The organism is Streptomyces sp. LHD-70 (assembly GCF_031157275.1).
Lineage (GTDB): Bacteria > Actinomycetota > Actinomycetes > Streptomycetales > Streptomycetaceae > Streptomyces.
Genome location: NZ_JAVIFW010000007.1, coordinates 69164 through 94391 on the forward strand (window position 1 = coordinate 69164; position 25228 = coordinate 94391).

At 72.5% G+C, this 25228-nt stretch carries 21 protein-coding genes; 13 read left to right on the forward strand and 8 right to left on the reverse strand.

Features of this window, described 5'->3' with window-relative positions:
• Entirely contained in the window at window positions 1-2388 is a 2388-nt protein-coding gene (xdhB, locus tag RCO28_RS15160; RefSeq protein ID WP_308941639.1) for a xanthine dehydrogenase molybdopterin binding subunit, read from the reverse strand.
• Window positions 2385-3860, reverse strand: coding sequence for an FAD binding domain-containing protein (locus RCO28_RS15165; protein ID WP_308941640.1), 1476 nt, complete (start codon window positions 3858-3860; stop codon window positions 2385-2387). Before RCO28_RS15165 ends, xdhB begins: the two co-directional genes overlap by 4 nt.
• A 644-nt stretch (window positions 3861-4504) precedes the next feature.
• Between RCO28_RS15165 and RCO28_RS15170 the strand changes: the two genes are divergently transcribed.
• From RCO28_RS15170 to RCO28_RS15185, 4 genes are all read left to right on the forward strand, one after another.
• Window positions 4505-4981 carry a hypothetical protein gene (locus tag RCO28_RS15170; RefSeq protein WP_308941641.1) on the forward strand — a complete coding sequence of 159 codons (477 nt, stop codon included), beginning with the start codon at window positions 4505-4507 and terminating at the stop codon, window positions 4979-4981.
• A gap of 146 nt (window positions 4982-5127) precedes the next feature.
• Window positions 5128-5778 carry a HEAT repeat domain-containing protein gene (locus RCO28_RS15175; RefSeq protein WP_308941642.1) on the forward strand — a complete coding sequence of 217 codons (651 nt, stop codon included), beginning with the start codon at window positions 5128-5130 and terminating at the stop codon, window positions 5776-5778.
• Window positions 5779-5975: 197 nt separating this feature from the next.
• A complete protein-coding gene (locus tag RCO28_RS15180; RefSeq protein WP_308941930.1) occupies window positions 5976-7061 on the forward strand; it encodes a MerR family transcriptional regulator in 1086 nt (361 codons plus the stop codon).
• A gap of 134 nt (window positions 7062-7195) precedes the next feature.
• Window positions 7196-8572, forward strand: coding sequence for a cellulase family glycosylhydrolase (locus RCO28_RS15185; protein ID WP_308941931.1), 1377 nt, complete (start codon window positions 7196-7198; stop codon window positions 8570-8572).
• Between the two features lie 34 nt (window positions 8573-8606).
• On the opposite strand, the gene RCO28_RS15190 is transcribed toward RCO28_RS15185, so the two are convergent.
• Together RCO28_RS15190 and RCO28_RS15195 are read right to left on the reverse strand one after the other, a co-directional pair.
• Window positions 8607-9383: an SDR family oxidoreductase gene (locus RCO28_RS15190; RefSeq protein WP_308941643.1), complete on the reverse strand. Its 777-nt coding sequence runs from the start codon at window positions 9381-9383 to the stop codon at window positions 8607-8609.
• Between the two features lie 31 nt (window positions 9384-9414).
• Window positions 9415-10653 (reverse strand): ROK family transcriptional regulator, encoded by a 1239-nt coding sequence (locus RCO28_RS15195; RefSeq protein WP_308941644.1) that lies wholly within the window; start codon window positions 10651-10653, stop codon window positions 9415-9417.
• A 90-nt stretch (window positions 10654-10743) separates the two neighbouring features.
• Here RCO28_RS15195 and RCO28_RS15200 point away from each other — a divergent pair, with 90 nt between their 5' ends.
• From RCO28_RS15200 to RCO28_RS15225, 6 genes are all read left to right on the forward strand, one after another.
• A complete protein-coding gene (locus RCO28_RS15200; protein ID WP_308941645.1) occupies window positions 10744-12474 on the forward strand; it encodes a glycoside hydrolase family 13 protein in 1731 nt (576 codons plus the stop codon).
• 12 nt (window positions 12475-12486) lie between these two features.
• The gene (locus RCO28_RS15205; RefSeq protein WP_308941646.1) at window positions 12487-13782 is read left to right on the forward strand and encodes an extracellular solute-binding protein; all 1296 of its coding nucleotides are present in this window, start codon (window positions 12487-12489) and stop codon (window positions 13780-13782) included.
• 24 nt (window positions 13783-13806) lie between these two features.
• Window positions 13807-14751, forward strand: coding sequence for a sugar ABC transporter permease (locus tag RCO28_RS15210; RefSeq protein ID WP_308941647.1), 945 nt, complete (start codon window positions 13807-13809; stop codon window positions 14749-14751).
• Entirely contained in the window at window positions 14748-15599 is an 852-nt protein-coding gene (locus RCO28_RS15215; RefSeq protein ID WP_308941648.1) for a carbohydrate ABC transporter permease, read from the forward strand. Before RCO28_RS15210 ends, RCO28_RS15215 begins: the two co-directional genes overlap by 4 nt.
• A 49-nt stretch (window positions 15600-15648) precedes the next feature.
• Window positions 15649-17286: a glycoside hydrolase family 13 protein gene (locus RCO28_RS15220; RefSeq protein WP_308941649.1), complete on the forward strand. Its 1638-nt coding sequence runs from the start codon at window positions 15649-15651 to the stop codon at window positions 17284-17286.
• A gap of 101 nt (window positions 17287-17387) precedes the next feature.
• Window positions 17388-18050 (forward strand): DNA alkylation repair protein, encoded by a 663-nt coding sequence (locus RCO28_RS15225; protein ID WP_308941932.1) that lies wholly within the window; start codon window positions 17388-17390, stop codon window positions 18048-18050.
• A 99-nt stretch (window positions 18051-18149) separates the two neighbouring features.
• Here RCO28_RS15225 and RCO28_RS15230 read toward each other — a convergent pair whose 3' ends face one another.
• Window positions 18150-18641, reverse strand: coding sequence for a hypothetical protein (locus RCO28_RS15230; RefSeq protein WP_308941650.1), 492 nt, complete (start codon window positions 18639-18641; stop codon window positions 18150-18152).
• Between the two features lie 133 nt (window positions 18642-18774).
• Here RCO28_RS15230 and RCO28_RS15235 point away from each other — a divergent pair, with 133 nt between their 5' ends.
• Window positions 18775-20160, forward strand: coding sequence for a DEAD/DEAH box helicase (locus tag RCO28_RS15235; RefSeq protein ID WP_308941651.1), 1386 nt, complete (start codon window positions 18775-18777; stop codon window positions 20158-20160).
• A gap of 142 nt (window positions 20161-20302) precedes the next feature.
• On the opposite strand, the gene RCO28_RS15240 is transcribed toward RCO28_RS15235, so the two are convergent.
• Both RCO28_RS15240 and RCO28_RS15245 read right to left on the reverse strand, forming a co-directional pair.
• Window positions 20303-20713, reverse strand: a complete 411-nt coding sequence (locus RCO28_RS15240) for a hypothetical protein (RefSeq protein ID WP_308941652.1) — start codon at window positions 20711-20713, stop codon at window positions 20303-20305.
• 192 nt (window positions 20714-20905) lie between these two features.
• Complete coding sequence (locus RCO28_RS15245) at window positions 20906-21277, reverse strand: VOC family protein (RefSeq protein WP_308941653.1); 372 nt, start codon at window positions 21275-21277, stop codon at window positions 20906-20908.
• Window positions 21278-21462: 185 nt separating this feature from the next.
• On the opposite strand from RCO28_RS15245, the gene RCO28_RS15250 reads away from it, so the two are divergent.
• Entirely contained in the window at window positions 21463-23433 is a 1971-nt protein-coding gene (locus RCO28_RS15250; protein ID WP_308941654.1) for a BTAD domain-containing putative transcriptional regulator, read from the forward strand.
• A gap of 39 nt (window positions 23434-23472) precedes the next feature.
• Here RCO28_RS15250 and RCO28_RS15255 read toward each other — a convergent pair whose 3' ends face one another.
• On the reverse strand, window positions 23473-24051 hold the full coding sequence (locus tag RCO28_RS15255) for an NUDIX hydrolase (RefSeq protein ID WP_308941655.1): 579 nt from the start codon (window positions 24049-24051) through the stop codon (window positions 23473-23475).
• Window positions 24052-24266: 215 nt separating this feature from the next.
• Between RCO28_RS15255 and ltnD the strand changes: the two genes are divergently transcribed.
• Window positions 24267-25226 (forward strand): L-threonate dehydrogenase, encoded by a 960-nt coding sequence (gene ltnD / locus RCO28_RS15260; protein WP_308941656.1) that lies wholly within the window; start codon window positions 24267-24269, stop codon window positions 25224-25226.
• The last annotated feature ends 2 nt before the right edge of the window (window positions 25227-25228 follow it).

A 25228-nucleotide genomic window follows, 5' to 3' on the forward strand; every position in this document is an offset into this window, starting at 1 on the left:
TCAGGCACCGCTCAGAACTTCTGCGCGCCGGCCCTCGGCCGACCCGGCGTCCGAAGGCGCCTCGCGGGCCGACTCGATCGCCCAGAACACCGCTTCCGGCGTCGCGGGCGAGGCCAGTTCGACGACGGTGCCGGTGGGCCCGAACGCGGCGGCGGCCTGCCGCAGCGCCTCACGGACCGAGAACGCCAGCATCAGCGGCGGCTCACCGACCGCCTTGGAGCCGTAGACCGCGCCCTCCTCGGTCGCGTTCTCCAGGAGCGTGACGTGGAACTCCTCGGGCATCTCCGAGAAGCTCGGCAGCTTGTACGTGCTCGCCGCCTGGGTGAGGAGCCGGCCGCGGTTCGGACCGTCGCTGACGTCCCAGCGCAGGTCCTCCAGGGTCAGCCAGCCCGCGCCCTGCACGAAGCCGCCCTCGACCTGGCCGATGTCGATCATCGGGGAGAGGCTGTCGCCGACGTCGTGCACGATGTCCACTCGGCGGATGCGGTACGCGCCGGTGAAGCCGTCCACCTCGACCTCGGTCGCCGCGGCGCCGTTGGCGAAGTACTTGAACGGCGAGCCCCGGAACGTCTTCGCGTCCCAGTGCAGCCCCTCGGTCCGGTAGAAACCGGCCGCCGACAGCTGCACCCGCTGGAAGTACGCGGTGCGGACCAGTTCGTCCCAGGCCAGCTCCTTGTCGCTGCCCAGCGAGCGCGCGACGCCCTCGACGATGCGCACGTCCGAGGCGTTCGAACCCAGCTGGCTCGCGGCCACCTGGAGGAGCCGCTCGCGCAGCTGCTCACAGGCGTTCTTGATCGCCCCACCGTTCAGGTCCGCACCCGAACTGGCCGCGGTGGCCGAGGTGTTGGGCACCTTGTCGGTACGCGTCGGGGCGAGGCGGACCTTGTGCAGCGGGATGCCCAGGGTGGTCGCGGCCACCTGCATCATCTTGGTGTGCAGGCCCTGGCCCATCTCGGTGCCGCCGTGGTTGATCAGGACCGAGCCGTCCTTGTAGATCAGCACGAGCGCGCCGCCCTGGTTGAAGGCGGTGAGGTTGAACGAGATGCCGAACTTGATGCCGGTGATCGCGAGGGCCCGCTTGGTGTGCGGGTGCGCGGCGTTGAAGGCCGCGATCTCGCGCTTGCGGTCGGCGATGCCGCCCTTCTCCACCACCTGCTGCCAGGTGGTGGAGATCCGCTCGGCCTGGGTGACCGGCTGGCCGTACGGCGTCGTCTGGCCCTGGCCGGGCTGGTAGAAGTTGCGCTCCCGCAGCTCCATGGGGTCCAGGCCGAGCTGGGGCGCGCAGCGGCCGAGGATGTCCTCGATCACGAGCATGCCCTGCGGTCCGCCGAAGCCGCGGAACGCGGTGTTGGAGACGGTGTTGGTCTTGGCGATGCGACCGGCGACGCGCGCGTTGGGGATCCAGTACGTGTTGTCGATGTGGCACAGCGCGCGGGCGAGGACCGGCTCGGAGAGGTCCAGGCTCCAGCCGCCGTCCGCGGTCAGGGTGGCGTCGAGGGCCTGGATGCGGCCGTCCGCGTCGAAGCCGATCTTCCACGTGGAGTGGAATCCGTGCCGCTTGCCGGACATGGTCAGGTCCTGGGTCCGGTTGAACCGGAACCGGACCGGGCGGCCGGTCAGCTTGGCGCCGAGGGCGGCGATGGCCGCGAAGCCGTGCGGCTGCATCTCCTTGCCGCCGAAGCCGCCGCCCATCCGCAGGCACTGCACCGTCACCTCGTGCGACGGCACGCCGAGCACGTGGGAGACGATCTCCTGGGTCTCGGACGGGTGCTGGGTGCTGCTCTGGATGAACACCTGGCCGTTCTCGTCGACCTGGGCCAGGGCCGCATGCGTCTCGAGGTAGAAGTGCTCCTGGCCGGCGAACTGGAACTCGCCGGAGATCACATGCGCGGAGTCGGCGAAGCCCGCGTCGGTGTCGCCGGTCTCCATCAGCGGCTGGGCGCCGTGGTAGCTGCCGGCCTCGATCGCCTCGGGGAGCGTGATCAGGGAGGGCAGTTCGTCGAGTTCGACCTCGACGGCCTCCGCGCCGAGCCGGGCCGCCTCCAGGGTCTCGCCGAGCACCCAGGCGACGGCGTGGCCGTGGAACATGACCTCGTCGGGGAAGAGCGGCTCGTCGTGCTTCATGCCGGCGTCGTTGACCCCGGGGACGTCGGCGCCGGTCAACACCCGGACCACGCCCGGCACTTCGAGGGCGGGCTTGGTGCGCAGCGCCGTGATCCGGCCGTGGGCCTTCATGACCTGGACCGGGTAGGCGTGCAGCACGTCCTTGGTGCGCTGGACCAGGTCGTCGGTGTAGAGCGCGCCGCCGGTGACGTGCTGGAACGCACTCTCGTGCGGCAGCGAAACACCGACTACGGGCTTCTCGGGACGCTCGGACAGATGGCTCATGACGACACCGCCTCGGTGGTCTGTGCGTGCAGCTTCAGCAGGCTCTGGCCGAGCATCGCGGAACGGTAGATGGCACTGGCCCGATGGTCGCTCATCGGCGTGCCCGCACCGCGCAGCACTCGGGCCGCGGCGTCGACGGTCTCCGCCGACCAGGGCTTGCCCTCCAGGGCGGCCTCGGTCTCCAGCGCCCGGATCGGGGTGGCGGCCACGCCGCCCAGGCCGATGCGGGCCTTGCGGACGATCCCGTCCTCGATGTCGAGGGCGAAGGCGACCGCCACGCTGGAGATGTCGTCGAAGCGCCGCTTGGCGATCTTGTGGAAGCCGGTGACCGGCGACAGCGGGCGCGGGATGCGCACCGCCCGGATCAGCTCACCGGGACGGCGCACGCTCTGCCGGTAACCGGTGAAGTAGTCGGCGAGCGGCACCTCCCGCTCACCGTCGGCGTCGGCGAGTACGAGCGACGCCTCCAGGGCGAGCAACACCGGCGGGCTGTCACCGATGGGCGAGCCGGTACCCAGGTTGCCGCCGAGGGTGGCGCCGTTGCGGATCAGCCGGGACGCGAACTGCGGGAACAGCTCGGCGAGCAGCGGGACTTCGCCGTCGAGGCGGCGCTCGATCTCGGTGAGCGTGAGCGCGGCCCCGACCTCGATGTGGTCGGACTCGACGCGCAGCTCCCGCAGTTCGGGGAGACGGTCCAGGCCGACGACGCAACTCGCCCTGCGGGAGCGGATGTTGACCTCGACGCCCCAGTCCGTGGACCCGGCCACGACCACCGCGTCGGGCCGCTCGCGCAGCAGCTGCAGGGTCTCGGCGAGGGTGTTCTTCCGTACGAAGACGGAGTCGTCCTGGGTGTACTCGGTGGCGGCCGGCGCGGGCGGGGACTGCTCGCGGCGCTGTGCGAGCGGGTCCTCGTCGGTGGGCGCGCCGACGGCGAACGCGGCGTCGCGGATCGGCCGGTAGCCGGTGCAGCGGCAGAGGTTGCCGCTCAGGGCGTGCAGATCGAAGCCGTTGGGGCCGTGCTCGTGGTCGGCGCCGTCGGCGGCTTCGGCCTCCGTGTCCGCGTGCTCGCAGCGGTCCGACCGGTAGTACTCGGCGGCCATGCTGCAGACGAAGCCCGGGGTGCAGTAGCCGCACTGGGAGCCGCCGCGGACGGCCATCTCCTGCTGTACGGGGTGCAGTTCGGGTGCCGTCCCGGGCTCGCCGACGGTGGCCAGGCCTTCGGAGGTGACGACCTCCTGGCCGTCGAGGGCGGCGGCCGGGACCAGGCAGGCGTTGACCGCGACCCAGTCGGTGGGCTTGTCCACGCCGGGCCGGGCCACGAGGACCGAACAGGCGCCGCACTCGCCCTCGGCGCAGCCTTCCTTGGTGCCGGTGAGGCCGCGCTCTCGCAGGAAGTCGAGAACGGTGGTGTGGGGCGCAGCCGGGGCGAGGGGCGTCTCGGTGCCGTTGACCGTGATCCGTGCCGCCGTCATGACAGGCCCTCGGTTCGGTGCGCGATCGGCTGGTTCATCGTGTTCGCCAAGGTCGGGCAGCTTTCTGTGTTCGGACGCTCCGCGCGAGCTGGGGCGGGCGCACTACGGCATGCGTCATCGACGTACCGGAAGGCAAGGGAATACCGGCAGGTGTGACGGGAGAAGGATGTGAGGGGAAACCCGGGGGACGGCGCCGTGAAGCGGACCGTCAGAACGGCGGCGGGTTCAGCAGCCGTGCGCGATCCGGCCAGGCACCCAGACCGTGAGCTGGGCGAGGCGGCCGAGGTCGGAGTTGGTGTTCATCCGCTGGTCGCCTCCTTTCGGCGGTCGTAAATCTACGGCTACCGCAAGTTAATCGCTGGACTCACGGCGGTCAAGGGGTCACCTGCGACGAAGTCAGGGGGGCACCTGCGACGCAGCCAAGAGGTCACTGACGACGACGGGGGTCGCGCACGGCCGCGTCCGCGCGCGTTCCGTACCGCCTGACCTGGTGTCCCGTATCGGTGGCGGCTCTGTCTCCGCCTCGTAACCGCGCTTCCCCGGGGCTCACGGCGTGGGTGAGGATGAAGATCGACCACGCAGGCACGAGGGCCGTCCGGCCCGGCCTGCCGCACCATGATCACCACGCAGGGGGAGCCCGAACCATGCTTCGTACCAACGCCCGCAAGACCGTACTCGCCACCGTCGCCCTGATCGCGTCCACCGCTCTGCTCACCGCGTGCCAGGACAGCGGCAGCGACACGGGCACGAAGAAGTCCGACGACCCCGCCTCCGCGCCGAAGGACTCGGGGAACGCGAAGTCCGGCGGCGAGGGCGGCGGTGACGAGGACGCGAAGGCGCAGGGCAGCGGCGGCAAGGGCGTGAGCGGCACCTGGTTCGGCAACGTCTCCTACCTCGCCCCCGGCAAGTACACCGTCAGCGACCAGAAGGGCGTGGAGCAGCAGTTCTTCACCTCCACCACCACCGACATCCAGGGCGCGGGCGACATCTGCGGCGACGCGGAAGGCCAGGCCGCCCAGAAGTGCACCGAGGCCGAACTCGAAGCCGCCTCCAAGAACGGCGTCTCCGCCAAGGTCGAACTCAAGGACGGCATCGCGGTCAGCATCGTCGAGGACCACTGACAGCACAGCTCGACCGGTCTTCGCGGGCCGGGCGCGGGCGGGCCTGAACGGGGCCGCCGCGCCCGGCCCGCGCGCCGTAACGGGTGGGACCGCTTGACCTTGACACGGTGACAAGCCCTTCACTCCTTGTCGAGGAGGTGGTCCCGATGACCATGGAGACCCTGGGCGGGGATGCGGCGGCTGCGCGGGCGGCCCTGGAGGACGGCCGTTCGTCGGTGCGGCTGCGGGCGGCGATGGCGGTCGGTACGGAGCCGGACCCGCGGTTCGTCGGCAAGCTGGTCGAGCGCTGCGCGGTCGAGCCGGAGTTCTTCGTGCGCGACATGCTCACCTGGGCGCTCACCCGCCACCCGGTGGACCTGACGCTCCCCGAGCTGCTCCGGGAGGTCCGCTCGGAGCGCGCGCAGGCCCGGAGTCAGGCCCTGCACACCCTGTCCAAAATCGGGGACCGCAGCGCCTGGCCTGCGATCACCCCGGCGCTCCTCTCCGACCCCGAGGACGAGGTGGCCCGGAGCGCCTGGCGGGCCGCGGTCCTGCTCGTACCGGAGGGCGAGGAGGCCGGGCTCGCCGCCGTGCTCGCGACGCAGTTGGGGCGCGGTGACCGGGAGACGCAGCTGAGCCTCAGCCGGGCGCTGATCGCCCTGGGCGAGCTGATCGTTCCGACGCTGCGTACGGCCGCGGCGGCCACCGACCCGGGGGTGCGGACCCACGCGCTCGCCACAGAGCGGCTGCTGCACGACCCGGAGATGGGGTTCGAGTTCGCGATCGAGGAGGCGAAGCGGGTACGGGTGCTGGAATAGGTGCTCGCGGACACCGTCCCGCACCGTCGACCCGGTGACCGCCGATCGCCCTCCGGGCTCGTCCTCAAGCGCCGGACGGGCTGAGATTCGGCCCGTCCGGCCTGAGGACGCCCGCCCGGCCAGGGCTGTCGGGAAGGGGCGGGTAGGGGATGGAGACACACCGGCAGGACTCCCACCGCTCAGGAAGGACACCAGAAGTGCTGATCGGCGAGGTCGCCCGGCGCTCCGGCGTCAGTGCGCGCATGCTCAGGCACTACGAGTCGCTGGGCCTGGTGCGGCCGACGGGGCGGACCAGCTCCGGCTACCGGGAGTACTCCGGGGACGACATCCGGCGGATCTTCCACGTGGAGAGCCTGCGTTCGCTCGGGATGTCGCTGCGCGAGATCGGGCGCGCGCTCGACGATCCGGGGTTCACGCCCTCGGCCCTCGTCGACGACCTGATCCGGCAGACGCGTGAACGCATCGCCGCCGAGACCGAGTTGCTCACCCGGCTGCGCCGGATCGACGCCGCGGAGCCGGGCGGGTGGGAGGACGTGCTGCAGGTCGTCTCCCTGCTCCATGCGCTCGGTTCGACGCACACGGAGACGCGTCAGCGCGCGGCGCTCTCCTCGGTGGACGAGGTTCCGGTTCCGGTGGAGGCCCTGGTCGAGGCCGCCCTGAACGAGGCGGACCCGAACGTCGCCGGAGCACTGCGCTGGGCCCTCGCCCACTCGGGCGCGGGAGAACGCGCGGGAGAACGCGCGGGAGAAGGCCGAGAAGAAGGCCAGGGCGAGGGCGCGGACGCGGGCACCGGCGTGCCCGGCGTGCCCGCTCTCCTCGCGGAGGGCCTGACCTCGCCCCTCGCCGCCGTACGGGAGCGGGCCGTGCAGTCGCTCGCCGAGCTGCCCGGCGACGAGGCCACCGCGCGGCTGCGGGACGCGCTCGGCAGCGCGGACGTCGTGGTCCGCGGGCACGCGGCACTGGCGCTCGGCACGCGCGGGGTGCCCGAGGTGGTCCCGACGCTCGTCGACATGGTCGTGGCGGGCAGGAACGACACCGACGCGGCCGACGTCCTTGCCGCCCTCGCGAGCGACACCGCGACGGGGGACCGGATCGCGACCGCCCTCGTCGACCGTCTCACCGACGAAGCCACGGCGGCACCCGCGCGCGGACGGCTCACCCAGGCCCTCGCGGACATTCCCGGGGACCGGGCGACCCGGGCCCTGGAGGAGTTGTCGCACGACGGCGACCGTGCGGTGGCGCTGACAGCCACGTATCTGCTCCAGCTCCGCGCCACCCCCTGACAGCAGCGGCCCCGCCCGTACGCCCGCCAGGTTCCCGCGCCCCGCCCATTCCCCTCTTCCGTACCAGCGAGTAGAACCGCGTGGTGACCAACTCCCGTTCCCTCTGGGCAACTTGACCACCTGGAGCCCGCTTGCTGCGCAGAACCCTCGTCGCCTCCCTGGCCGCCACGCTGACAGCCGTCCTCCTCCTCCCCGTCCCGGCCGCCCACGCCGACGACGCCACCGCGCGTTCCACGATCCCCGCGCTCACCGACGAGCGCGGCCGTACGCTGACGCTGCGCGGCTGGAACGTCGAGGACAAGGCGAACCGGGGCGACGCGGCCCTCTCCGCGATCGAGGAGAAGCACTTCCGCGACATGCGGGCCAAGGGCTTCAACTTCGCCCGCCTGCTGGTGTTCTGGGACGACCTCGAACCGCGCCGAGGCCACTACAGCCGCTCCTACCTGCGAAAGATCGAGCGGATCCTGGACTGGGCGGAGCGGCACGACGTACGCGTCCTCCTCGACGCGCACCAGGACGTGTTCGGGCCCGCCTTCGGGCACCGCGGCATTCCCGAATGGGCCACCAGAACCGACGGGTTGCCCTTTGAACCCAACCCGGAGGACTGGTTCTCGGAGTACTTCCAGCCGGCCGTGCAGCGGGCGTTCACGCATCTCTACGAGGACGCGGATCTGCGGCGCGCCCAGGCCCGGATGTGGCGCGTGCTCGCGGGCCGCCTCGCCGGCCACCCGGCCGTGTTCGGCTACGACCTGATCAACGAGCCGATGGGAGAGCTCCGCCCCGGCGAGCAACTCCCCGACGCCGCCCGGCGCATCGAACGCGAGCACCTCACCCCGATGTACAACCGCCTGGCCGACGCGATCCGTTCGGTGGACGACGACAACTGGGTCTTCGTCGAGCCGACCCCGATCGTCGGCGAGGGCGTCCCGACCGGACTCGGCCGCATCGACGACGAGAAGGTGGTGTACGCGCCGCACTTCTACAACACCGCGATGGAGGGCGGCGCCGACTACGACCCGTCGGCGGGCTGGATCGAGGCGTACGAGCGGGCCGTCACGCAGTACCCGAAGCAGTACGGGGTCCCGGTGGTCGTGGGCGAATGGGGCCCGCTCAACAACTCGCTGCCGAACATGAACCGCTTCTACCGCGACGCCATGTCCTCCCTCGCCCGCTACAGCTCCGGCTGGGCGGGCTACGTGTGGTGCTACGGCGGCGGGTACTGCGCCGTGGACGAGTCCGGCGCGTTCCGTACGAACAAGGAGCGCACCGCGGAGCCGTACGCGGAGGCCGTCGCGGGCACCGTCAGGTCCTCCTCGTACGACCCCGCGAAGGGCACGTATCGGCTGACCTACGACGCATCCCGTCGCCCCCACCTCACCGGACTGGCCCTCCCCTCGGCCGACTGGCGCGTCACGGCCCGCGGCAGGGCCGTGGTGGTCGAGCGCGAGGGCAGGGCGTGGGTGTGGGCGGTGCCGGGGGCGCGGGTGGCGGTGACGGTCGTACGCCGCTGATCGGTCGATTTCCGGCCTGGTGAGCCCCAAGCCGTCAGAGTCCGCCCGCCACGCGCACCACGGCTCCGGTCGCGTACGAGGCGTCGTCGGAGAGGAGCCAGGAGACGGCGCCGGTGATCTCGTCGGGGCGGCCGGCGCGGCCCATCGGGATGGCCGCGGCCACCTTGGCGGGGCGCTGCGGGTCCTCGTGGAAGTCGGTCCAAACCGTGCCCGGCGCAACGCAGTTGACGCGGATGCCGTCCTGCGCGACCTCCTTGGCGAGGCCCACGGTCATCGCGTCGACGGCCGCCTTGGCCGCGGCGTAGTGCACGTACTGGCCGGGGCCGCCGAGCGTCGCGGCGGCCGAGGAGATGTTGACGATGGCGCCGCTCCCCCGGGGCGCCATGTCGCGTACGGCGCGGCGGGCGCAGAGGAGGTAGCCGAGGACGTTGACGTCCAGGGCGTGGCGCATGCCCTCCGCGTCGGCCTCGGCGAGGGGGCCGTTGGGTCCACTGACGCCCGCGTTGTTGACCAGTCCGGTGACCGGGCCGAGTTGCCGGGCGGTGGCGAAGAGGTGGTCGACGTCGGCCTCGTCGGCGGTGTCGACGCGTACGGTCAGGCAGCGGCGGCCCTGGGCGGTGACGGCCTCGGCGACCTCCTTGGCTGCCGAGGTGTCGGAGCGGTAGCCGATGACGACGTCATGGCCTTCGGCGGCCAGGCGCACACAGATCGCGGCTCCGATGCCCCGGCTGCCGCCGGTGACGACGGTGACCGGCTGCCGGGTCGGCTGTTCGGCCGGCTGCCGGGTCGGCTGTTCGGCTGGCTGCTGCACGGCGAGACCTCCAGGTTTGATCGATCATCGATCAAACCAGTCCCGACCCCTCGGCCACAAGAGCCCCGAGGTCGATCTCCACCACGTGTGCGCGTACGTGGTCGAGGGCGCGCCACACCGCGCCCACCGAGACGATCTCGTCGCCGAAATCCGAGATGACGATCTCGGGGAGGGGCGGGTGCACGTACTGCGGCAGGTCGCGCTCGATGACGCGGCGGATCGGGGCGCAGGAGCGGGCGGGGGCGCCCGCGAGGACGAGGCGTTCGGTGTCGAGGAGCGCGGCCAGGGCGCCGACGATGCGGGCGAAGCGGGCGCCGAGGCGTTCGACGACCTCCACGGCGAGCGGGTCGTCGGCCTCGGCCGCCGTGAAGACCGCTTCGGCGTCGATGCCCTCGGGGGGCAGGTCCCGCAGTGTGGATTCGGGGTGGGCGTCCGTGCGCACGGCTTCCTGGGCCCAGTCGCGGGCCAGTCTGGCGATGCCGTGCGCGGAGCCGACGCCTTCGACCAGGTCGAGGAAGCGCATCTCACCGGCGCCGCCGCGCGCCCCCCGCAGCAGGTTGCCGTCGTCCACGATGCCCGCGCCGATGCGTTCGCCGGTGAGCAGCGTGACGAAGTTGTCCAGGCCGCGCCCAGCACCCTGCCAACGCTCCGCCTCCGCCGCGAGGTTGGCGTCGTTGTCGACGATGACCTGCCAGCCGTGCTCGCGGGACAGATGCCCGGCGATGTCGGGATTCATCTGCTCCCAGAAGGGGTTGACCGTCCCCGCCGTGCGGCCCTCGGCGTCGACGGGCGCCGGGACGGCGGTCACGACCACGAGCACCCGCTCGGGCGGTACGGACGCCTTGGCGAGGGCCGCGAGGATCGTGCGGTTCAGGACGTCGAGCCGCTCCTCGGGGGGGTGTTCCGGGCCCGAGAAGGAGCTGCCGTGCCGGGCGAGCGTATTGCCGCGCAGGTCGGCGACGGTGGCGCGGGCGCGGTGCTGGCCGCAGTCGACGCCGACGACGACGCCGGCCAGGGGCTGGAACGCGTACCGCCGGGCGGGGCGGCCCATGCGGTAGCCCCCGTGCTCGCGCTGGTTCTCGACCTCGTGGATCCAGCCCCGCCGGGTGAGGTCCTCGCACACGCCGTGGACGGTGGCGCGGGTGAGCCCGGTGGAGTCGATCAGGTCCGTGCCGGTGACGGGTTCGGAGTCCCACATGCGGTGCAGGACCGCGCGGAGGTTCGCCTCCCGGATCTGCCGCGTCGACGCCGACGATGTTCTCTCGACCAACCTCTTGACCCCCTCTGAATGCCCGCCTAGCTTACAGCGAGTTAATAAATCTAGTTCCTAGATTTAATACCCGGCGAAAGGATCCGCCCCATGGTGGACACGGCTGTGGAGACCCTCGAAACCCGACAGGACGCGACCGGCGCACCGGAGTACGAGGTGTCCGGAACCCCGGGGAACGAGACCGAGGCCTGGTGGCGGCAGGCGGTCGTCTACCAGATCTATCCGCGCAGCTTCGCCGACTCCGACGGCGACGGCATCGGCGACCTGCCCGGCATCACCTCGCGCGTCGGCCATCTGCGCGAGCTGGGCGTGGACGCGGTGTGGCTCAGCCCCTTCTACCCCTCGGCGCTCGCCGACGGCGGCTACGACGTGGACGACCACCGCGACGTCGACCCCCGCATCGGCACGCTCGACCAGTTCGACGCCCTCGTCGCCGCGCTGCACGCCGCCGGGATCCGCATCGTCGTCGACATCGTCCCCAACCACACCTCCGACCGGCACGCCTGGTTCCGCGAAGCCCTTGCCGCGGGGCCCGGCTCGGCCGCCCGCGACCGCTATGTGTTCCGGCGCGGCACCGGCCCGGACGGCAAGGAGCCGCCCACGGACTGGACGGCGACGTTCGGCGGTCCGGCCTGGGAGCACGTGGGCGACGGCGAGTGGTATCTGCACCTCTTCGCCCCCGAGCAGCCCGACCTCAACTGGGAACACCCGGACGTGCGGGCCGACTTCCTCCGCACGCTGCGGTTCTGGGCCGACCGGGGCGTGGACGGATTCCGCGTCGACGTGGCGCACATGCTCGTGAAGGACCTCTCCGAGCCGCTGCCCGACCGGGCCCGACTGGACGCCGCCGGGCAGGCCGACGGCACGCACCGGCTCCAGGACCGGGACGGGGTGCACGAGATCTACCGCGAGTGGCGCGCCGTCTTCGACGCGTACGACCCGCCGCGCACCGCCGTCGCCGAGGCCTGGGTGCCCGCTCACCGCCGGGCCCGCTACGCCTCCCCCGACGGGCTCGGCCAGGCCTTCAACTTCGATCTGCTGCGCGCCGGCTGGGACCCGGAGGACTTCCGCCGGATCATCGCCGAGAACCTCACCCTGGCCGCGGCCTCCGGCTCCTCGTCCACGTGGGTGTTCTCCAACCACGACGTCGTACGGCACGCCACGCGCTACGCCCTGCCGAACGGCACCGACCTGCCCGCGTGGCTGCTCGGCGGCGGCAAGGACCCGCTGCCCGACCTCTCGCGGGGCCTGCGCCGGGCCCGGGCCGTGACGCTGCTCGCGCTCGCGCTGCCCGGCTCGACCTATCTCTACCAGGGCGAGGAGCTGGGCCTGTTCGAGGTGGCCGACCTGCCGGATGAGGCGCTGCAGGACCCCACGTGGCTGCGGTCCCGGGGCGCCGAACGGGGCAGGGACGGCTGCCGGGTGCCGCTGCCGTGGGCCGAGTCCGGGCCGTCGTACGGATTCGGGCCCGGGGGCGCGCATCTGCCGCAGCCCGAGGCGTTCGCCGGGCACTCCGTCGAGGCGCAGCAGGACGATCCGGCCTCGACGCTGGCGTTCTACCGGCGGGCCCTGGCCGAGCGGCGCCGGCTGCAGACCGACGAGTCGCTGACCTGGGTGGACGACGAGCCGGAGAGGGTGCACTTCCGGCGTCCGGGCGGCTGGGCCTGCGTGACCAACTTCGGTACGGCGCCGGTGGCGTTGCCGTCCGGCCGGGTCGTCCTCGCCAGCGCGCCGCTCGACGGGCCGCTGCTCCCGCCGGACACGACCGTGTGGCTGGAGCCGGATGCGGCGGGCGATTCCCGTCCAGGTCTCGCGGACTGAGGGGACCGGCTCATGCGTTCATCGACGATGTCGCAGCACCGGCCGTCCCGCCGTACGGTCCTGCGGATCGGCGGCGCCCTCGCGGGCGCGGCCGCGGGCGGTGCGGTGCTCTCCGGGTACGCGTCCTCGGCCGAGGGGCGGACACGGGTGCGGTTCCTGCAGAACAAGCCCGAGGCCGTGCCGTACTTCCGCCGCCTGGTCAACCGGTTCAACGCCGCGCAGTCCGAGTTCTTCGTCGTCCACGACTCGACGCCCGCTCCGCTCGTCCCGCAGTTCGTCCGGGGCACGCCGCCCGACCTGGGGTGTTACAACTACAACCTGGAGACGTCCAACTTCCTTGCCCGGGGTGCCCTTTCGGACCTGGCGGAGCTTCCGGAGGCGCGGCGGATCGACGACCGGATCCAGGATCTCGTCGGGCAGTACGCGCAGTACGGGTCCGAGACCAGCGTGCTGCCGTACTCCGCGACCGCGGCCGGCGTCATCTACAACAAGGCGCTCTTCGAGCGGGCCGACGTCGCGGTCCCGACGACCTGGAGTGAACTCCTGGCGGCCTGCCGGACGTTCCGGGCGCGGGGCATCGTGCCGATCGTCCAGACGTACAAGGATCTCTGGACCATCTCGCAGGGGCTGTTCGACTACGTGACGGGGAGCGCCCTCGACGTCACCGGGTTCTTCGCGCGGCTCAAGGAGCAGGGCGCGGACGCCGGGCCGGGGGCGGAGGTGTCGTTCGGCGCGGAGTTCCGGGACGCGGCCGAGAAGATGCTCGCCCTCGGGAAGTACACCAACCGGGATGCGGCGAGCCGGGGTTACTACGACGGGAACGTGGCGTTCGCGCGCGGCCGAGCGGCGATGTATCTGCAGGGTCCGTGGGCGCTCGGCGAGGTCGAGAAGATCAACCCGGAGCTGCGGCTCGGTACGTTCGCCCTGCCGGCGACGGAGGACCCGAAGGACGTCAAGGTCCGGGTCAACCTCGACCTGGCCCTGTGGGTGCCGGACGCCGCCCGGCAGCCGGAGGGGGCGCGGGCGTTCCTGCGGTATCTGATGCGGCAGCCGGTGATGGACGCGTACAACGCGGAGTTCGTCGGCTGGTCCACGACGAGGAACGCTCCACCGGTCGCCGACGACCGGGTCGAGGGGCTGCAGCCCTATCTGGACTCGGGCCGCTTCTTCCAGGGCGCCGGCACCTACCTGCCCGGCGCGATCCCGCACGACAACTATCTGCAGAAGCTGGTGACCGGCGGCAACGCCGAGGCCTTCCTCAACCGGCTCGACGAGGACTGGGCGCGCTACGCCCAGCGCAACCTGTGACGTGGTGACCGGAGGGAACCGACGATGAGCGCACCGGCCATCACCAGGCCAGGCCCCGAGAGGGCCACCACCCCGCCGCCGGACCCGGGCGGGCCGCGGCGCCGCCGGCGCGGGGCCGAGCGGACGTACTACCTGATGCTGATCCCCGCGGTCCTGCTGTTCACCGTGTTCATCACGATGACCGGCCTGGTGGGGATGTTCTACAGCTTCACCGACTACGCGGGCTTCGGCGACTGGGAGTTCGTGGGCCTCAGCAACTACACCTCCATGCTCGGCGACTCCCGCATCCTGGAGTCGTACGGCTTCACCCTCTGGTTCGCGGTCGTCACCACCGTGGTGGTCAACGCCGTGGCGCTGCTCCTTGCCATCGGGCTGAACGGCCGCATCAGGTGGAAGACCGGGCTGCGCGGTGTCTACTTCATCCCGATGGTGATCTCCGGCATCGTCATCGCGTACGTCTTCAACCACCTGTTCTCCAACGCGGTCCCGGCGCTCGCGACGCATCTCGGCTGGGAGGCCGGGCAGACCAGCCTGCTGGCGAACGAGAGTTGGGCCTGGCTGGCCGTCGTCATCGTGACGGCCTGGCAGGCCACCCCCAGCGCCATGATCATCTATCTCGCCGGTCTGATGGCCGTCCCGAGGGACATCTACGAGGCCGCCGAACTGGACGGCGCGGGCCCCTGGCGCCGCTTCCGCAGCATCACGTTCCCCCTGCTCATCGGCTATGTCGTCATCAACACGATCCTGGGCTTCAAGGGCTTCCTGAACGCGTACGACATCATCGTCGGCCTCACCGGCGGCGGTCCCGGGACCGCGACCATGAGCGTCGCCATGACGATCTTCGGCGGCTTCGAGGACGGCGAGTACGCCTTCCAGATGGCCAACGCGGTGGTGTTCTTCCTCTTCACCGCGGGCGTCTCCCTGCTCCAACTGCTCTTCGTACGCAACCGCGAGGTGAACCTGTCATGACGATCACCGCCCGCAGGGCCGGCGAGGAGGGCCGCCCGGCGAGCCGGCTGCGGACAGGGCTGCTCGCCGTGGGCACGCTCGCCGTGCTCGTCCCCCTCGTCTTCGCGGTCCTCATGGCCCTGAAGACCGACCGCCAGGCGGCCTCCGGCTCCGGCTTCGACCTGCCCTCGCCGCTGGAGCTCGGCAACTTCCGCACGGCATGGGAACTCACCGACTTCCCCCGGGCCTTCGCGGTCTCGCTGCTGATCAGCGTGGTGGCGGTGGCGGGCCAGCTGATCGTGTCCTCGCTCGCCGCGTACGCGATCGCGCGCAACTGGGACCGCAGGCTGTTCCGGTGGTCGTACTTCTACCTGCTCGCCGCGATGTTCATCCCGTTCCCCGTGGTGGCGCTGCCGCAGGTGAAGCTGACGTCGATGGCGGGCCTGGACAATCCGCTCGGCGTCGCCGTGCTGCACATCCTGTTCGGGATCTCGTTCAACATCCTGCTGTACACGGCGTTTCTGCGCTCCATCCCGTACGAGCTGGAGGAGAGCGCGCGGATCGACGGCTGCTCGACCTGGCAGACGTTCTGGAAGCTGATCTTTCCGCTGCTCGCGCCGATGAACGCGACCGTCGGGATCTTCGCGTTCCTGATGTCGTGGAACGACTTCATGATGCCGTCGATGATCATCGGTGATCCGTCGATGCAGACGATCCCCGTGGTGCAGAAGATCTTCCAGCTCAAGTTCTCCTCCAACTACAACGTGGCCTTCGCCTCCTACCTGATGGCGATGGCGCCGACGCTGCTCGCGTATCTCTTCGCCCAGCGCTGGGTGATGTCGGGGGTCACGCGCGGCGCGATCAAGTGACGCCACCTCCACCACCTTCCAACTCGCCTTCATACCCCTGGAGTTCCGCATGTCCGACACCTGGTGGAAGCACGCCGTCGTCTACCAGATCTACCCCCGCAGCTTCGCCGACACGGACGGGGACGGCATCGGCAACCTCGCCGGGGTCACCTCCCGCGTCCCCTATCTGAAGCAACTCGGCGTCGACGCCGTCTGGTTGAGCCCGTTCTACCCGTCCGCGCTCGCCGACGGCGGCTACGACGTGGACGACCACCGCGACGTCGACCCGCGCCTGGGCACCCTCGGCGCGTTCGACGCGATGGTGCGGGCGCTGCACGACGCCGGCATCAAGGTCGTCGTCGACATCGTGCCGAACCACTCCTCCGACCGGCACGAGTGGTTCCGGGCCGCACTCGCCGCCGGGCGGGGTTCGCGGGAGCGGGAGCGCTACATCTTCCGTGACGGCCTCGGCCCGAACGGTGAACTGCCGCCCAGCGACTGGGAGTCGTGCTTCGGCGGCGGCGCCTGGGAGCCGGTCGGCGACGGCCAGTGGTACTTCCACTTCTTCGCGAAGGAGCAGCCGGACCTCAACTGGGACGACGCCGAGGTCCGCGAGGACTTCCTCGACACGCTGCGCTTCTGGTCGGACCGCGGCGTCGACGGATTCCGCGTGGACGTGGCGCACGGGCTCGCAAAGGATCTGTCCGAGCCGCTCGCCCCATGGTCCGAGGTCGGCATGGAGCCGCGCACGGACGGCTCGCACCCGCTGTGGGACCGGGACGCCGTGCACGAGATCTACGCGTCCTGGCGCCGGGTCTTCGACGCGTACGACCCGCCGCGGTTCGCGGTCGCCGAGGCCTTCGCCCACCCGTCCCGCCGGGCCCGCTACGCCTCGCCCGACGGCCTCGGCCAGGCCTTCAACTTCGAGATGCAGGAGGCGGGTTGGCGGTCCGCGGACTTCGCGCGGGCCATCGACTCGGGCCTCGCGCAGGCCGCGGAGAGCGGGTCCACGACGACCTGGCTGCTCGGCTGCCACGACACGGCCCGCGTCGCCACGCGGTACGGACTCCCCGAGCACCCGAAGCTCACCGCCATCGAGGCCGCCAAGGAGTGGCTGCTCACGGACGGTTCCGCCCCGGCCCTGGACCGCGCACTCGGCGAGCGCCGCGCCCGCGCCGCGGCCCTGGTGACCTGGGCGCTGCCCGGTTCGACGTACATCTACCAGGGCGAGGAGCTGGGCCTGCACGAGGTGGGCGACCTGCCGGAGGAGGTCCTCCAGGACCCGGTCGCGACCCGGTCCGGCGGGCGGGAGAAGGGCCGCGACGGCTGCCGTGTCCCGCTCCCCTGGACGGCAGACGGCCCGTCCTTCGGCTTCGGTCCCGGCCCGGCGCGGCCGCCTCAGCCGGACTGGTTCGGCGCGTACGCGGTCTCCGTACAGGAGCGGGACGAGCACTCCACGCTGAACCTGTACCGCACGGCGCTGCGGCTGCGGAGCACGCTCGACGCGGGGCCCGGCTTCGCGTGGGTCGACACAGGCTCGGCGGACGTCCTGCACTTCCGGCGCGCGGGCGGCTGGCACTGCGTCACCAACTTCGGGGCGGACCCGGTGCGGCTGCCCGAGGGTGAGCTCCTGTTGGCCAGCAGCCCGGTCGAGCCGGACGGACGGCTTCCGGGGGATGCGACGGCCTGGGTGCGGGCCCTGGACTGAGTCGGCCGACTGAATCGACCGGTCCCGGCACCGCCGTACGCTGAATCCGGTACGTGAGGACCGCGTACGGGAGCGACGGAAGGTGGCCCGTGGTGGGCGAGATGCCGGTGGACGAGGTGATGGCCGAGCTGGCCGCGCTCGACGACCCGAAGGCGCGGGCGGTCAACGAGCGGCACGGGGACGACCACGGGGTCAACCTCAGCAAGCTGCGGGCGCTCGCGAAGCGGCTGAAGACGCAGCAGGAGCTGGCCCGCGCGCTGTGGGCGACGGACGACACCGCGGCGAGGCTCCTCGCGCTCCTCGTCTGCCGTCCGAAGGCGTTCGACCGGGACGAGCTGGACGTCATGGTGCGCGCGGCGCGTACGCCCAAGGTGCACGACTGGCTCGTGAACCACGTGGTGAAGAAGAGCCCGCACGCCGAGGAGCTGCGCGTGGCCTGGTCCGCCGACCCGGACCCGGCCGTCGCGAGCGCCGGGTGGGCGCTGACCGCCGAGCGCGTGGTGAAGAGGCCCGACGGCCTCGATCTGGCGGGACTCCTGGACGTCGTCGAGGCGGAGATGAAGGACGCCCCGGACCGGTTGCAGTGGGCGATGAACACCTGCCTGGCCCAGATCGGCATCGAGCACTCAGAGCTCCGCGCCCGCGCCCTCGGCATCGGCGAACGCCTTGAGGTCCTCAGGGACTACCCGACGTCCCCCGGCTGCACGTCGCCGTACGCACCGGTGTGGATCGGCGAGATGGTGCGCCGCAAGGAGGCCATGTAGCCGTCGATCACGGCGCCGGTGCGGCGCCGGTGCGGCGCCGCTCCCCCTCCCCGCCGCTCAGCACGCGTGCGGTCCCTGCCCTGCCCGTGTCCTGCGCCGCTACCAGTTCAGTTCGAGCGAGCCGCCCACCGGAAGGGCGTGCCAGCGGTCGGCGCAGGTGTCGAGGCGGGCCACGATGCGCTCGACGAGCGGGGTGGCCGCCTCGGCCTCCGGCACGTAGGCGGGGAGGGTCTTCGCGTGGCCGCGGCGCAGCTCCCACACCGGTACGGCGATGCCCGCCAGCTCCTCCGAGCGCTCCATGTCGGCCTTGGCGCGCGGTGTCGACTGCGCCGGCCGCTGCTTGCGGCGGCGCGCGGCCCTGGTGCGTTCGGCCGGGTCGGCGGGCCAGAACATGCCGTTGTCCCCGGCGGCCAGGCGTCCGTACACCCCCAGCTCGATGCCCGCTTCGGCCTCGACGAGGAAGTGCACGAGGTCGTGCGGAAGGTACGGGTGGCCGCCGGGGCCGCCTCGCGGGGCCAGGGCCGCGCCCGCCTCGCGGTGCACCGCGATGTCGTAGCTCGTGCCGGGGCCCTTGGTGAAGACGATGCGCATGTCAGCACGGTAGGCGCCGGTCCTGTGGCGCCGCACCGGCTTTTCCGCCGGTACTGTTTCAGGGACTCTCCTCAGTTCTGCTGACCACTCCTGCCGGGCCTTCCTCGGTACGTACGCCTGCGGAAGGCTCCTCATGACGCACCCCGAACACCCCGAACTCCCGGACGCCGACGGCTTCGCCGGGCTCGGGCTGCCCGCCCCGGTGCTGCGGGCCCTCGCCGAGCGGGGCGTGCGCGAGCCGTTCCCCATCCAGGCGGCGACGGTGCCCGACGCGCTCGCCGGTCGGGACGTGCTCGGGCGCGGGCGGACCGGTTCCGGCAAGACGCTCGCGTTCGGTCTGCCGCTGCTGGCGCGGACGGCCGGGCGGCGGGCCGAGCCGAAGCAGCCGCTCGCGCTGATCCTGGCGCCCACGCGCGAGCTGGCCCAGCAGGTCACCGAGGCACTCACGCCGTACGCCGAGGCGCTGCGGCTGCGGGTCGCGACAGTCGTCGGCGGCCTGTCCATCGGCCGCCAGATCGCCGCGCTGCGGGACGGCGCCGAGGTGGTCGTCGCCACCCCCGGCCGCCTGCACGACCTGGTCGAGCGCAAGGCCGTCCGCCTGGGGCGGGTCCGGATCACCGTGCTCGACGAGGCCGACCAGATGTGTGACCTGGGCTTCCTTCCGCAGGTCAGGGAGGCGCTCGACCTGGTGGCGGCCGACGGTCAGCGGCTGCTGTTCTCGGCGACCCTGGAACGGGACGTCGCACAGCTCGTCGAGGGCTATCTGCGCGAGCCGGTCGTGCACTCCGTCGACCCGTCCGCGGGCGTGGTCACGGCGATGGAGCACCACGTACTCGTCGTCCACGGGCCCGACCGGTACGCCGTCACGACGGAGATCGCCGCGCGCGACGGCCGTGTCCTGCTCTTCCTCGACACCAAGCACGGCGTCGACCAGCTCACCCGGCACCTGCGGGCGAGCGGGGTGCACGCCGCGGCGCTGCACAGCGGGAAGTCGCAGCCGCAGCGCAGCCGGACGCTCGCGCAGTTCAGGAACGGGGAGGTCACCGCCCTCGTGGCGACCAACGTCGCCGCCCGCGGCCTGCACGTCGACGACCTCGATCTGGTCGTCAACGTCGACCCGCCGGCCGACGCCAAGGACTACCTGCACCGCGCCGGGCGCACCGCTCGCGCCGGGGAGTCGGGCCGGGTCGTCACGCTCGTACTGTCGGGTGGGCGGCGGGAGTTGAGCGGCGTGACGGCTGAGGCGGGCGTCGAGCCGAAGGTCACCAAGGTGCGCTCGGGCGAGGCGGAGCTGAGCCGGATCACCGGGGCGAGGACGCCCTCCGGCACGTCGCTCGACGGTGCGGCACCCCGCCCCAAGAACACCAACCAGCCCTTCCGCGGACTGGGAAGCACGAAGGGCGACACGGGGACGGGCGGCACGAGGACCGCCAAGGGCGGCGGCGGTTCCCGCAAGTCGGCCGAGGCCCGCAAGCTCGCCGAAGCCCGCAAGGCGGCCCGGGTGCGCAGGGGCCGCTGAGCCGATGGGCCGGGGGGCCGGGGGGCCGGGGGGCCGGTGGGCCGCTGAGCCGCTGAGCCGCTAAGCCGGTGGGCCGGTGGGCCGGTGGGCCGGTGGGCCGGTGGGCCGGTGGGCCGGTGGGCCGAGCCTCGGGGGCCTGCGCTCACCGTGAGCTGATCCGCAACTGCACCTCCCGCTCCTGGTCGCCCGAGACCGTGCCCTCGTCGTGGAACTCGAAGGCGTCCTCCAGCGCGCCGTGGACGGCCGCGACGTCCAGCGGTGTGCCCTGCAGCGTGACCTCGACCGGTCCGTGCACGCCCACGGGCCGGCGCGGCACGCTGGACGCGGTGGCCGGGGTCGTCACGTCGAGGGTGGCGGACCAGACGGTGGGCGTGTGCGGGTGCTTGTCGGGCGTCACCGGGCCGGACTCCTCGTACGGGAACAGGCTGCTCAGGTAGTCGAGGACGGCGTGGGCCTCGTCGGCCTTGCAGTCACTCAGCGTCACGGTGACACAGCGGCTGCTCGAGGCCGAGGCCCCGTCCGCTGCCTTGCTCGTGGTGCTCTGGTCGTTCATGGGCCGTTCCTTCGTAGGGCTGAGTCCATCGCCGGGCTGAGTCCATCGCCGGGGTGCGCGCTTCAGCGGGCTGCGAGCCTCGGCGGGCTGCGACCTGCCACCCCCAAGCGAACCACCGCAGCCGCTCGGGCGCGCGCCGCGCGCCACCGGAGCCGCGGCGGGAGCCACGGCGGGAGCCACGGCCGGAGAGGCTCACTCCTGGCAGAGGCAGAAAGGGTGCCCCGCCGGGTCCGCGTACACCCGGAAGCCGCGCTGTCCGTCCTGGTCGTCCAGGTCGAGCGGTACCGCGCCCAGGGCGAGGGCCTGCGTCTCGGCCGCCCCCATGTCCCTGACGTGGAAGTCGAGGTGCAGCTGCTGGGAGTTGTCGTCGGCGCGCGGCCACTGGGGCGGACGGTGGCCGGGGGCGCGCTGGAAGGCGATGCGGTGGCCTCCCGGCACGTACAGGTCGTACCAGTTGTCGTCGTACTTCTTCACCTCGCCCCCGAGGAGCCCCTGGTAGAAGCCCGAGAGGGCGACCGGGTCCGGGCAGTCCACGGCGACCAGGCAGTACTCGACCGCACGCATATCGGTCCTCCTTGACTCGCTCTGGACCGGGTGCCCTCCTCTGCGCGCGCCACACGCCGCCGGCCGGGCCGCGCCCGCGATGAACGGGCCGTGACGGTCCGTGGCCGATGGTGTGGATGCGGCTGACATCGGGCGACGGCACGCAAACAGTGGTGCGGGTGACGACTCGACGGGGGTGGGCAGTCATGCGGTTCGGCTTGCTGGGGCCGGTCGAGGCGACGACGGACGACGGCGAGCGGATCAGCCTCGGGCACGCGAAGCGGCGGTGTGTGGCCGCGGTCCTCATCGGCGCGGCGGGACGCGCGGTGACGCCGGGGCGGCTCATCGACTGCGTATGGGGCGAGCACCCACCGGCCGCGGCACGCAATGTGTTGTACGGCTATGTCGCCCGGCTGCGGAGTGCCCTGCGGTCGGCCGAGGACGGGGCGGGCACGGTCCGCCTCGTCCGTGACGCCGACGGCTACCGGCTCACCGTGCACCCCGACCAGGTGGACGCGCACCGCTTCACCCGCCTCACCGCCGCCGCGGCCGTGGCGTTCCGGGAGGACGAGGACGTACGCGGATGCCAACTCCTGGGCGAGACACTGGAGTTGTGGCGGGGTACGCCCCTCTCGGGGATCTCCGGGGAGTGGGCCGCCGGGCAGCGCACCCAGCTCGACCGGGACCACCTCACCGCCCGACTCGACCTGGCGGAGGGCGAGTTACGCCTCGGCCGCCACCGCGCCGCCCTGTCGGCCCTGCGTGAGCTGGCGGTCGCCCAATCCCTGGACGAGCGCGTCGTACGGCTGTTGATGACGGCCCTCTACCGCGACGAACAACCCGCGGAAGCGCTACGACAGTTCGAGGCCACCCGGCGAGGTCTCGTGGAGCACCTGGGCACCGACCCCGGCCCCGAACTGCTCACCCTGCATCAGCGGGTCCTGCGCAACGACCCGGGTCTGCTGCATCGGGGAGCCACGGCCAGGAGCCCGGAGGCCGCCCCGCGGGCGAGGGCCGGGCGATCGGCCCGGCGAGGTGGGGCGGTCGGTGGCCGTGCAGGCGCCGGTGCCGGTGGCGGTGCAGGCGCCGGTGGCGGTGGCGGTGCAGGCGCCGGTGGCGATGGCGGTGGCGGTGGCGGTGGCGGTGGCGGTGGCGGTGGCGGTGGCGGTGGCGAGGATCGGCCCGGGGTGGATCCGAGCCCCGATCAGCTGCGGTCGTTCCTCACCGTCGCCGAGGAGCGGGACGTCGACCGCGCCGCCCGGCGGCTGCGGGTTCCGGCCGCCTCGGTCACCGGGCAGCTGCGCGCGCTGGAGAGCCGGCTGCGGCTGTGCCTGACGCCCCCCGCGGGGCACGGGCCGTTCGACATCACCCCGGCGGGCCACGCCCTGCTCCCCGAGGCGCGGGCCGTAGTGGCCTCCCTGGACCGGCTCCGCCACCTCGCCGGACACGGACACGGGCACGGGCACGGGCACGGGCACGGGCAGGGGCAGGGGCAAGCGGACCAACCCGCGGCCCTGGGCGGCGCGTTGACGCTGGGCGCGATCGGTGGCGAGGCGGCCATGCCGTACACCCACGACGTACTCGACGAGCTGCACCGGCGCCATCCGCGGCTGACCTTCGAACTGCGCGCGCTCGGGTTCGCCGAGCAGTTCGAGGCGTTGGCGGGCGGCTCCGTGCAGGCGGCGTTCCTGCGACCGCCCCTCGCCCCCGACCTCGACGCCGTGACGCTCGCCACCGAGCCTCGCGTGGTCTGCCTGGCCGACGACGATCCGCTCTCCGGCGCCGAACGGCTCACCCTCGCCGAGCTCGCCGACCGGCCCGTGGTCGACGTACCGCCCGAAGTGCCCCGGTTCTGGTGGGACTTCTGGGCGGCGAACCCCCGGCCCGACGGGAGCCCGGCGCGATTCGGGCCCATGGTGTCCGGCGTGGAGGGGATGCTGCTCGCCGTCGCGCGCGGACAGGCCGTCGCGCTCCTGCCCGCCCCCGCCCGCCACCTCTTCCCGCGTCCGGGCGTCCGTTACGTCGACGTACCGGATCTGCCGCCGTCCACCGCCGCCCTGGCCTGGCACCGCGACCGGGCGGGCGAACCGGCCGTCACCGCGCTCGCGGAGGCGGCGCGTGCGGTACGGGCGCGGGGCGCCCGCGAACGGCACGGGGCCGCCCGCCGAGACACTTGAGCCTCCGCACCCGGGCGCACATCTCGGACCGCGCGGCCCTCAGGACCTGCGCCCCTCCCCCAGGGCCACCGCAAGAACCAGTGCCGCGCTCGCCGCGCACCGCAGCCGCCCGTCGCGGACCGCCGACACGGCCTCGGCCAGGGGTACGTGATGGATCTTCAGGTCCGCCTCGACGGGTTCCGGCGCCGCCGGGTACGGGTCCGGGTCGACCGTGCTCCACAGGTGCACGCGGGCCGGGGTGGCGCCGGGCAGGGGATGCAGCGTGCCGAGGTCGGTCCAGTGGCCGTCGCGGTAGCCGGTCTCTTCGGCGAGTTCACGGCGGGCGGCTGTGGCGGGGTCGCCGTCCGCCGGGTCGACGGAGCCGCCCGGCAGCTGCCACATCACGCCGGTCAGGTAGTGGTGCTGTTCGCAGACGAGGAGCGCCCCGTCGACCAGGGCGGCCACCCGCACCTGGTCGGGGACGCGCACCCAGTTGTACGGGCCGGTGCTGCCGTCAGGGAACGTGACCTCGTCGCGGTACGCGGTGAGGCGGGGCGTCGCGTACAGGGGTGTGCGGCGGTGGCGGGCCCAGGGGCCGAGGCCGGCCGCGTCCGGAGTGGTGGCTTCCTGTTCGTCCATGGGTGAAGTCCTGCCCAGGACGGGCCGGTTCGAAGTCCGCGCGAGCCGGACCCCGCAATGTGACCGGCATCACAGTTCCATTAGACGCTGTCCGCAGGTCATCATATGACGCGATCGCCGCACGGAATCAGGACCGGAGCGCCGCTCCCAGGGCCGCATCGAGCACCAGCCCTCGGCGGACCGCACCGGACTGCACTGCGAAACGAGGATGTTTCATGAACGACCAGGTCAGGCAGGCGCCGCCCCGCGTGGGTGTGGTGGGCCTCGGGGCCATGGGGCTCGGGATGGCCCGCAGCCTGCGCAGCGCGGGCTTCGACGTCGGCGTCCACGATCTGCGCCCCGAGGTCGCCGCCGCCTTCGCCGAGGACGGCGGTACGGCCTACGCCTCGGCCGCCGAGCTGGCGGCCGAGGTCGACGTCCTCGTCGGCGTCGTGGTCAACGCGGCACAGGTCGAGGCGGTCCTGTTCGGCGCGGGCGAGGTCCGCGGTGCGGCCGAATCCCTGCGCCCCGGTTCCGTGTACGTGATGTGCTCCACCGCCGACCCGAACTGGTCGGCGCGGCTGGAGAAGCGGCTCGCCGAGCGGGACGTGCTCTACCTGGACGCCCCGATCTCGGGCGGCGCCGCCAAGGCCGCGAGCGGCGAGCTGACGATGATGACCTCGGGCTCCCCCGCCGCGTACGCCCTCGCCGACCCGGTGCTCGAAGCGATGAGCGGCACCGTCTACCGCCTGGGCGACGAGGCGGGCACCGGCTCCAAGGTAAAGATCGTCAACCAGCTGCTCGCGGGGGTGCACATCGCCGCGGCCGCCGAGGCGATGGCTCTCGGCATCAAGGCCGGGGTGCCCGCCGAGGCGCTGTACGAGGTGATCACGCACAGCGCGGGCAACTCGTGGATGTTCGAGAACCGGATGGCGCACGTCCTGGCCGGGGACTACACGCCGCTGTCGGCGGTCGACATCTTCGTCAAGGACCTCGGGCTCGTGCTCGACGCGGCCCGCCCGGAGAAGTTCCCGCTGCCGCTCGCGGCCACCGCGCACCAGATGTTCCTCCAGGCCTCCGCGTCCGGTCTCGGCGGCGAGGACGACAGCGCGGTGATCAAGACGTTCCCGGGGATCGAGCTGCCCGGCCGGAGCGACGTCGAGCGGCCCGAGCGCCGGCAGGCGGAGGAGAACTGACC

Excerpts from the sequence above, each read along its gene's own strand:
- xdhB (WP_308941639.1), bottom strand. The coding sequence starts at position 2,388 with ATGAGCCATCTGTCCGAGCGTCCCGAGAAGCCCGTAGTCGGTGTTTCG.
- RCO28_RS15165 (WP_308941640.1), bottom strand. The coding sequence starts at position 3,860 with ATGACGGCGGCACGGATCACGGTCAACGGCACCGAGACGCCCCTCGCC.
- RCO28_RS15170 (WP_308941641.1), top strand. The coding sequence starts at position 4,505 with ATGCTTCGTACCAACGCCCGCAAGACCGTACTCGCCACCGTCGCCCTG.
- RCO28_RS15175 (WP_308941642.1), top strand. The coding sequence starts at position 5,128 with ATGACCATGGAGACCCTGGGCGGGGATGCGGCGGCTGCGCGGGCGGCC.
- RCO28_RS15200 (WP_308941645.1), top strand. The coding sequence starts at position 10,744 with ATGGTGGACACGGCTGTGGAGACCCTCGAAACCCGACAGGACGCGACC.
- RCO28_RS15205 (WP_308941646.1), top strand. The coding sequence starts at position 12,487 with ATGCGTTCATCGACGATGTCGCAGCACCGGCCGTCCCGCCGTACGGTC.
- RCO28_RS15210 (WP_308941647.1), top strand. The coding sequence starts at position 13,807 with ATGAGCGCACCGGCCATCACCAGGCCAGGCCCCGAGAGGGCCACCACC.
- RCO28_RS15215 (WP_308941648.1), top strand. The coding sequence starts at position 14,748 with ATGACGATCACCGCCCGCAGGGCCGGCGAGGAGGGCCGCCCGGCGAGC.
- RCO28_RS15220 (WP_308941649.1), top strand. The coding sequence starts at position 15,649 with ATGTCCGACACCTGGTGGAAGCACGCCGTCGTCTACCAGATCTACCCC.
- RCO28_RS15225 (WP_308941932.1), top strand. The coding sequence starts at position 17,388 with ATGCCGGTGGACGAGGTGATGGCCGAGCTGGCCGCGCTCGACGACCCG.
- RCO28_RS15230 (WP_308941650.1), bottom strand. The coding sequence starts at position 18,641 with ATGCGCATCGTCTTCACCAAGGGCCCCGGCACGAGCTACGACATCGCG.
- RCO28_RS15235 (WP_308941651.1), top strand. The coding sequence starts at position 18,775 with ATGACGCACCCCGAACACCCCGAACTCCCGGACGCCGACGGCTTCGCC.
- RCO28_RS15240 (WP_308941652.1), bottom strand. The coding sequence starts at position 20,713 with ATGAACGACCAGAGCACCACGAGCAAGGCAGCGGACGGGGCCTCGGCC.
- RCO28_RS15245 (WP_308941653.1), bottom strand. The coding sequence starts at position 21,277 with ATGCGTGCGGTCGAGTACTGCCTGGTCGCCGTGGACTGCCCGGACCCG.
- RCO28_RS15250 (WP_308941654.1), top strand. The coding sequence starts at position 21,463 with ATGCGGTTCGGCTTGCTGGGGCCGGTCGAGGCGACGACGGACGACGGC.
- RCO28_RS15255 (WP_308941655.1), bottom strand. The coding sequence starts at position 24,051 with ATGGACGAACAGGAAGCCACCACTCCGGACGCGGCCGGCCTCGGCCCC.
- ltnD (WP_308941656.1), top strand. The coding sequence starts at position 24,267 with ATGAACGACCAGGTCAGGCAGGCGCCGCCCCGCGTGGGTGTGGTGGGC.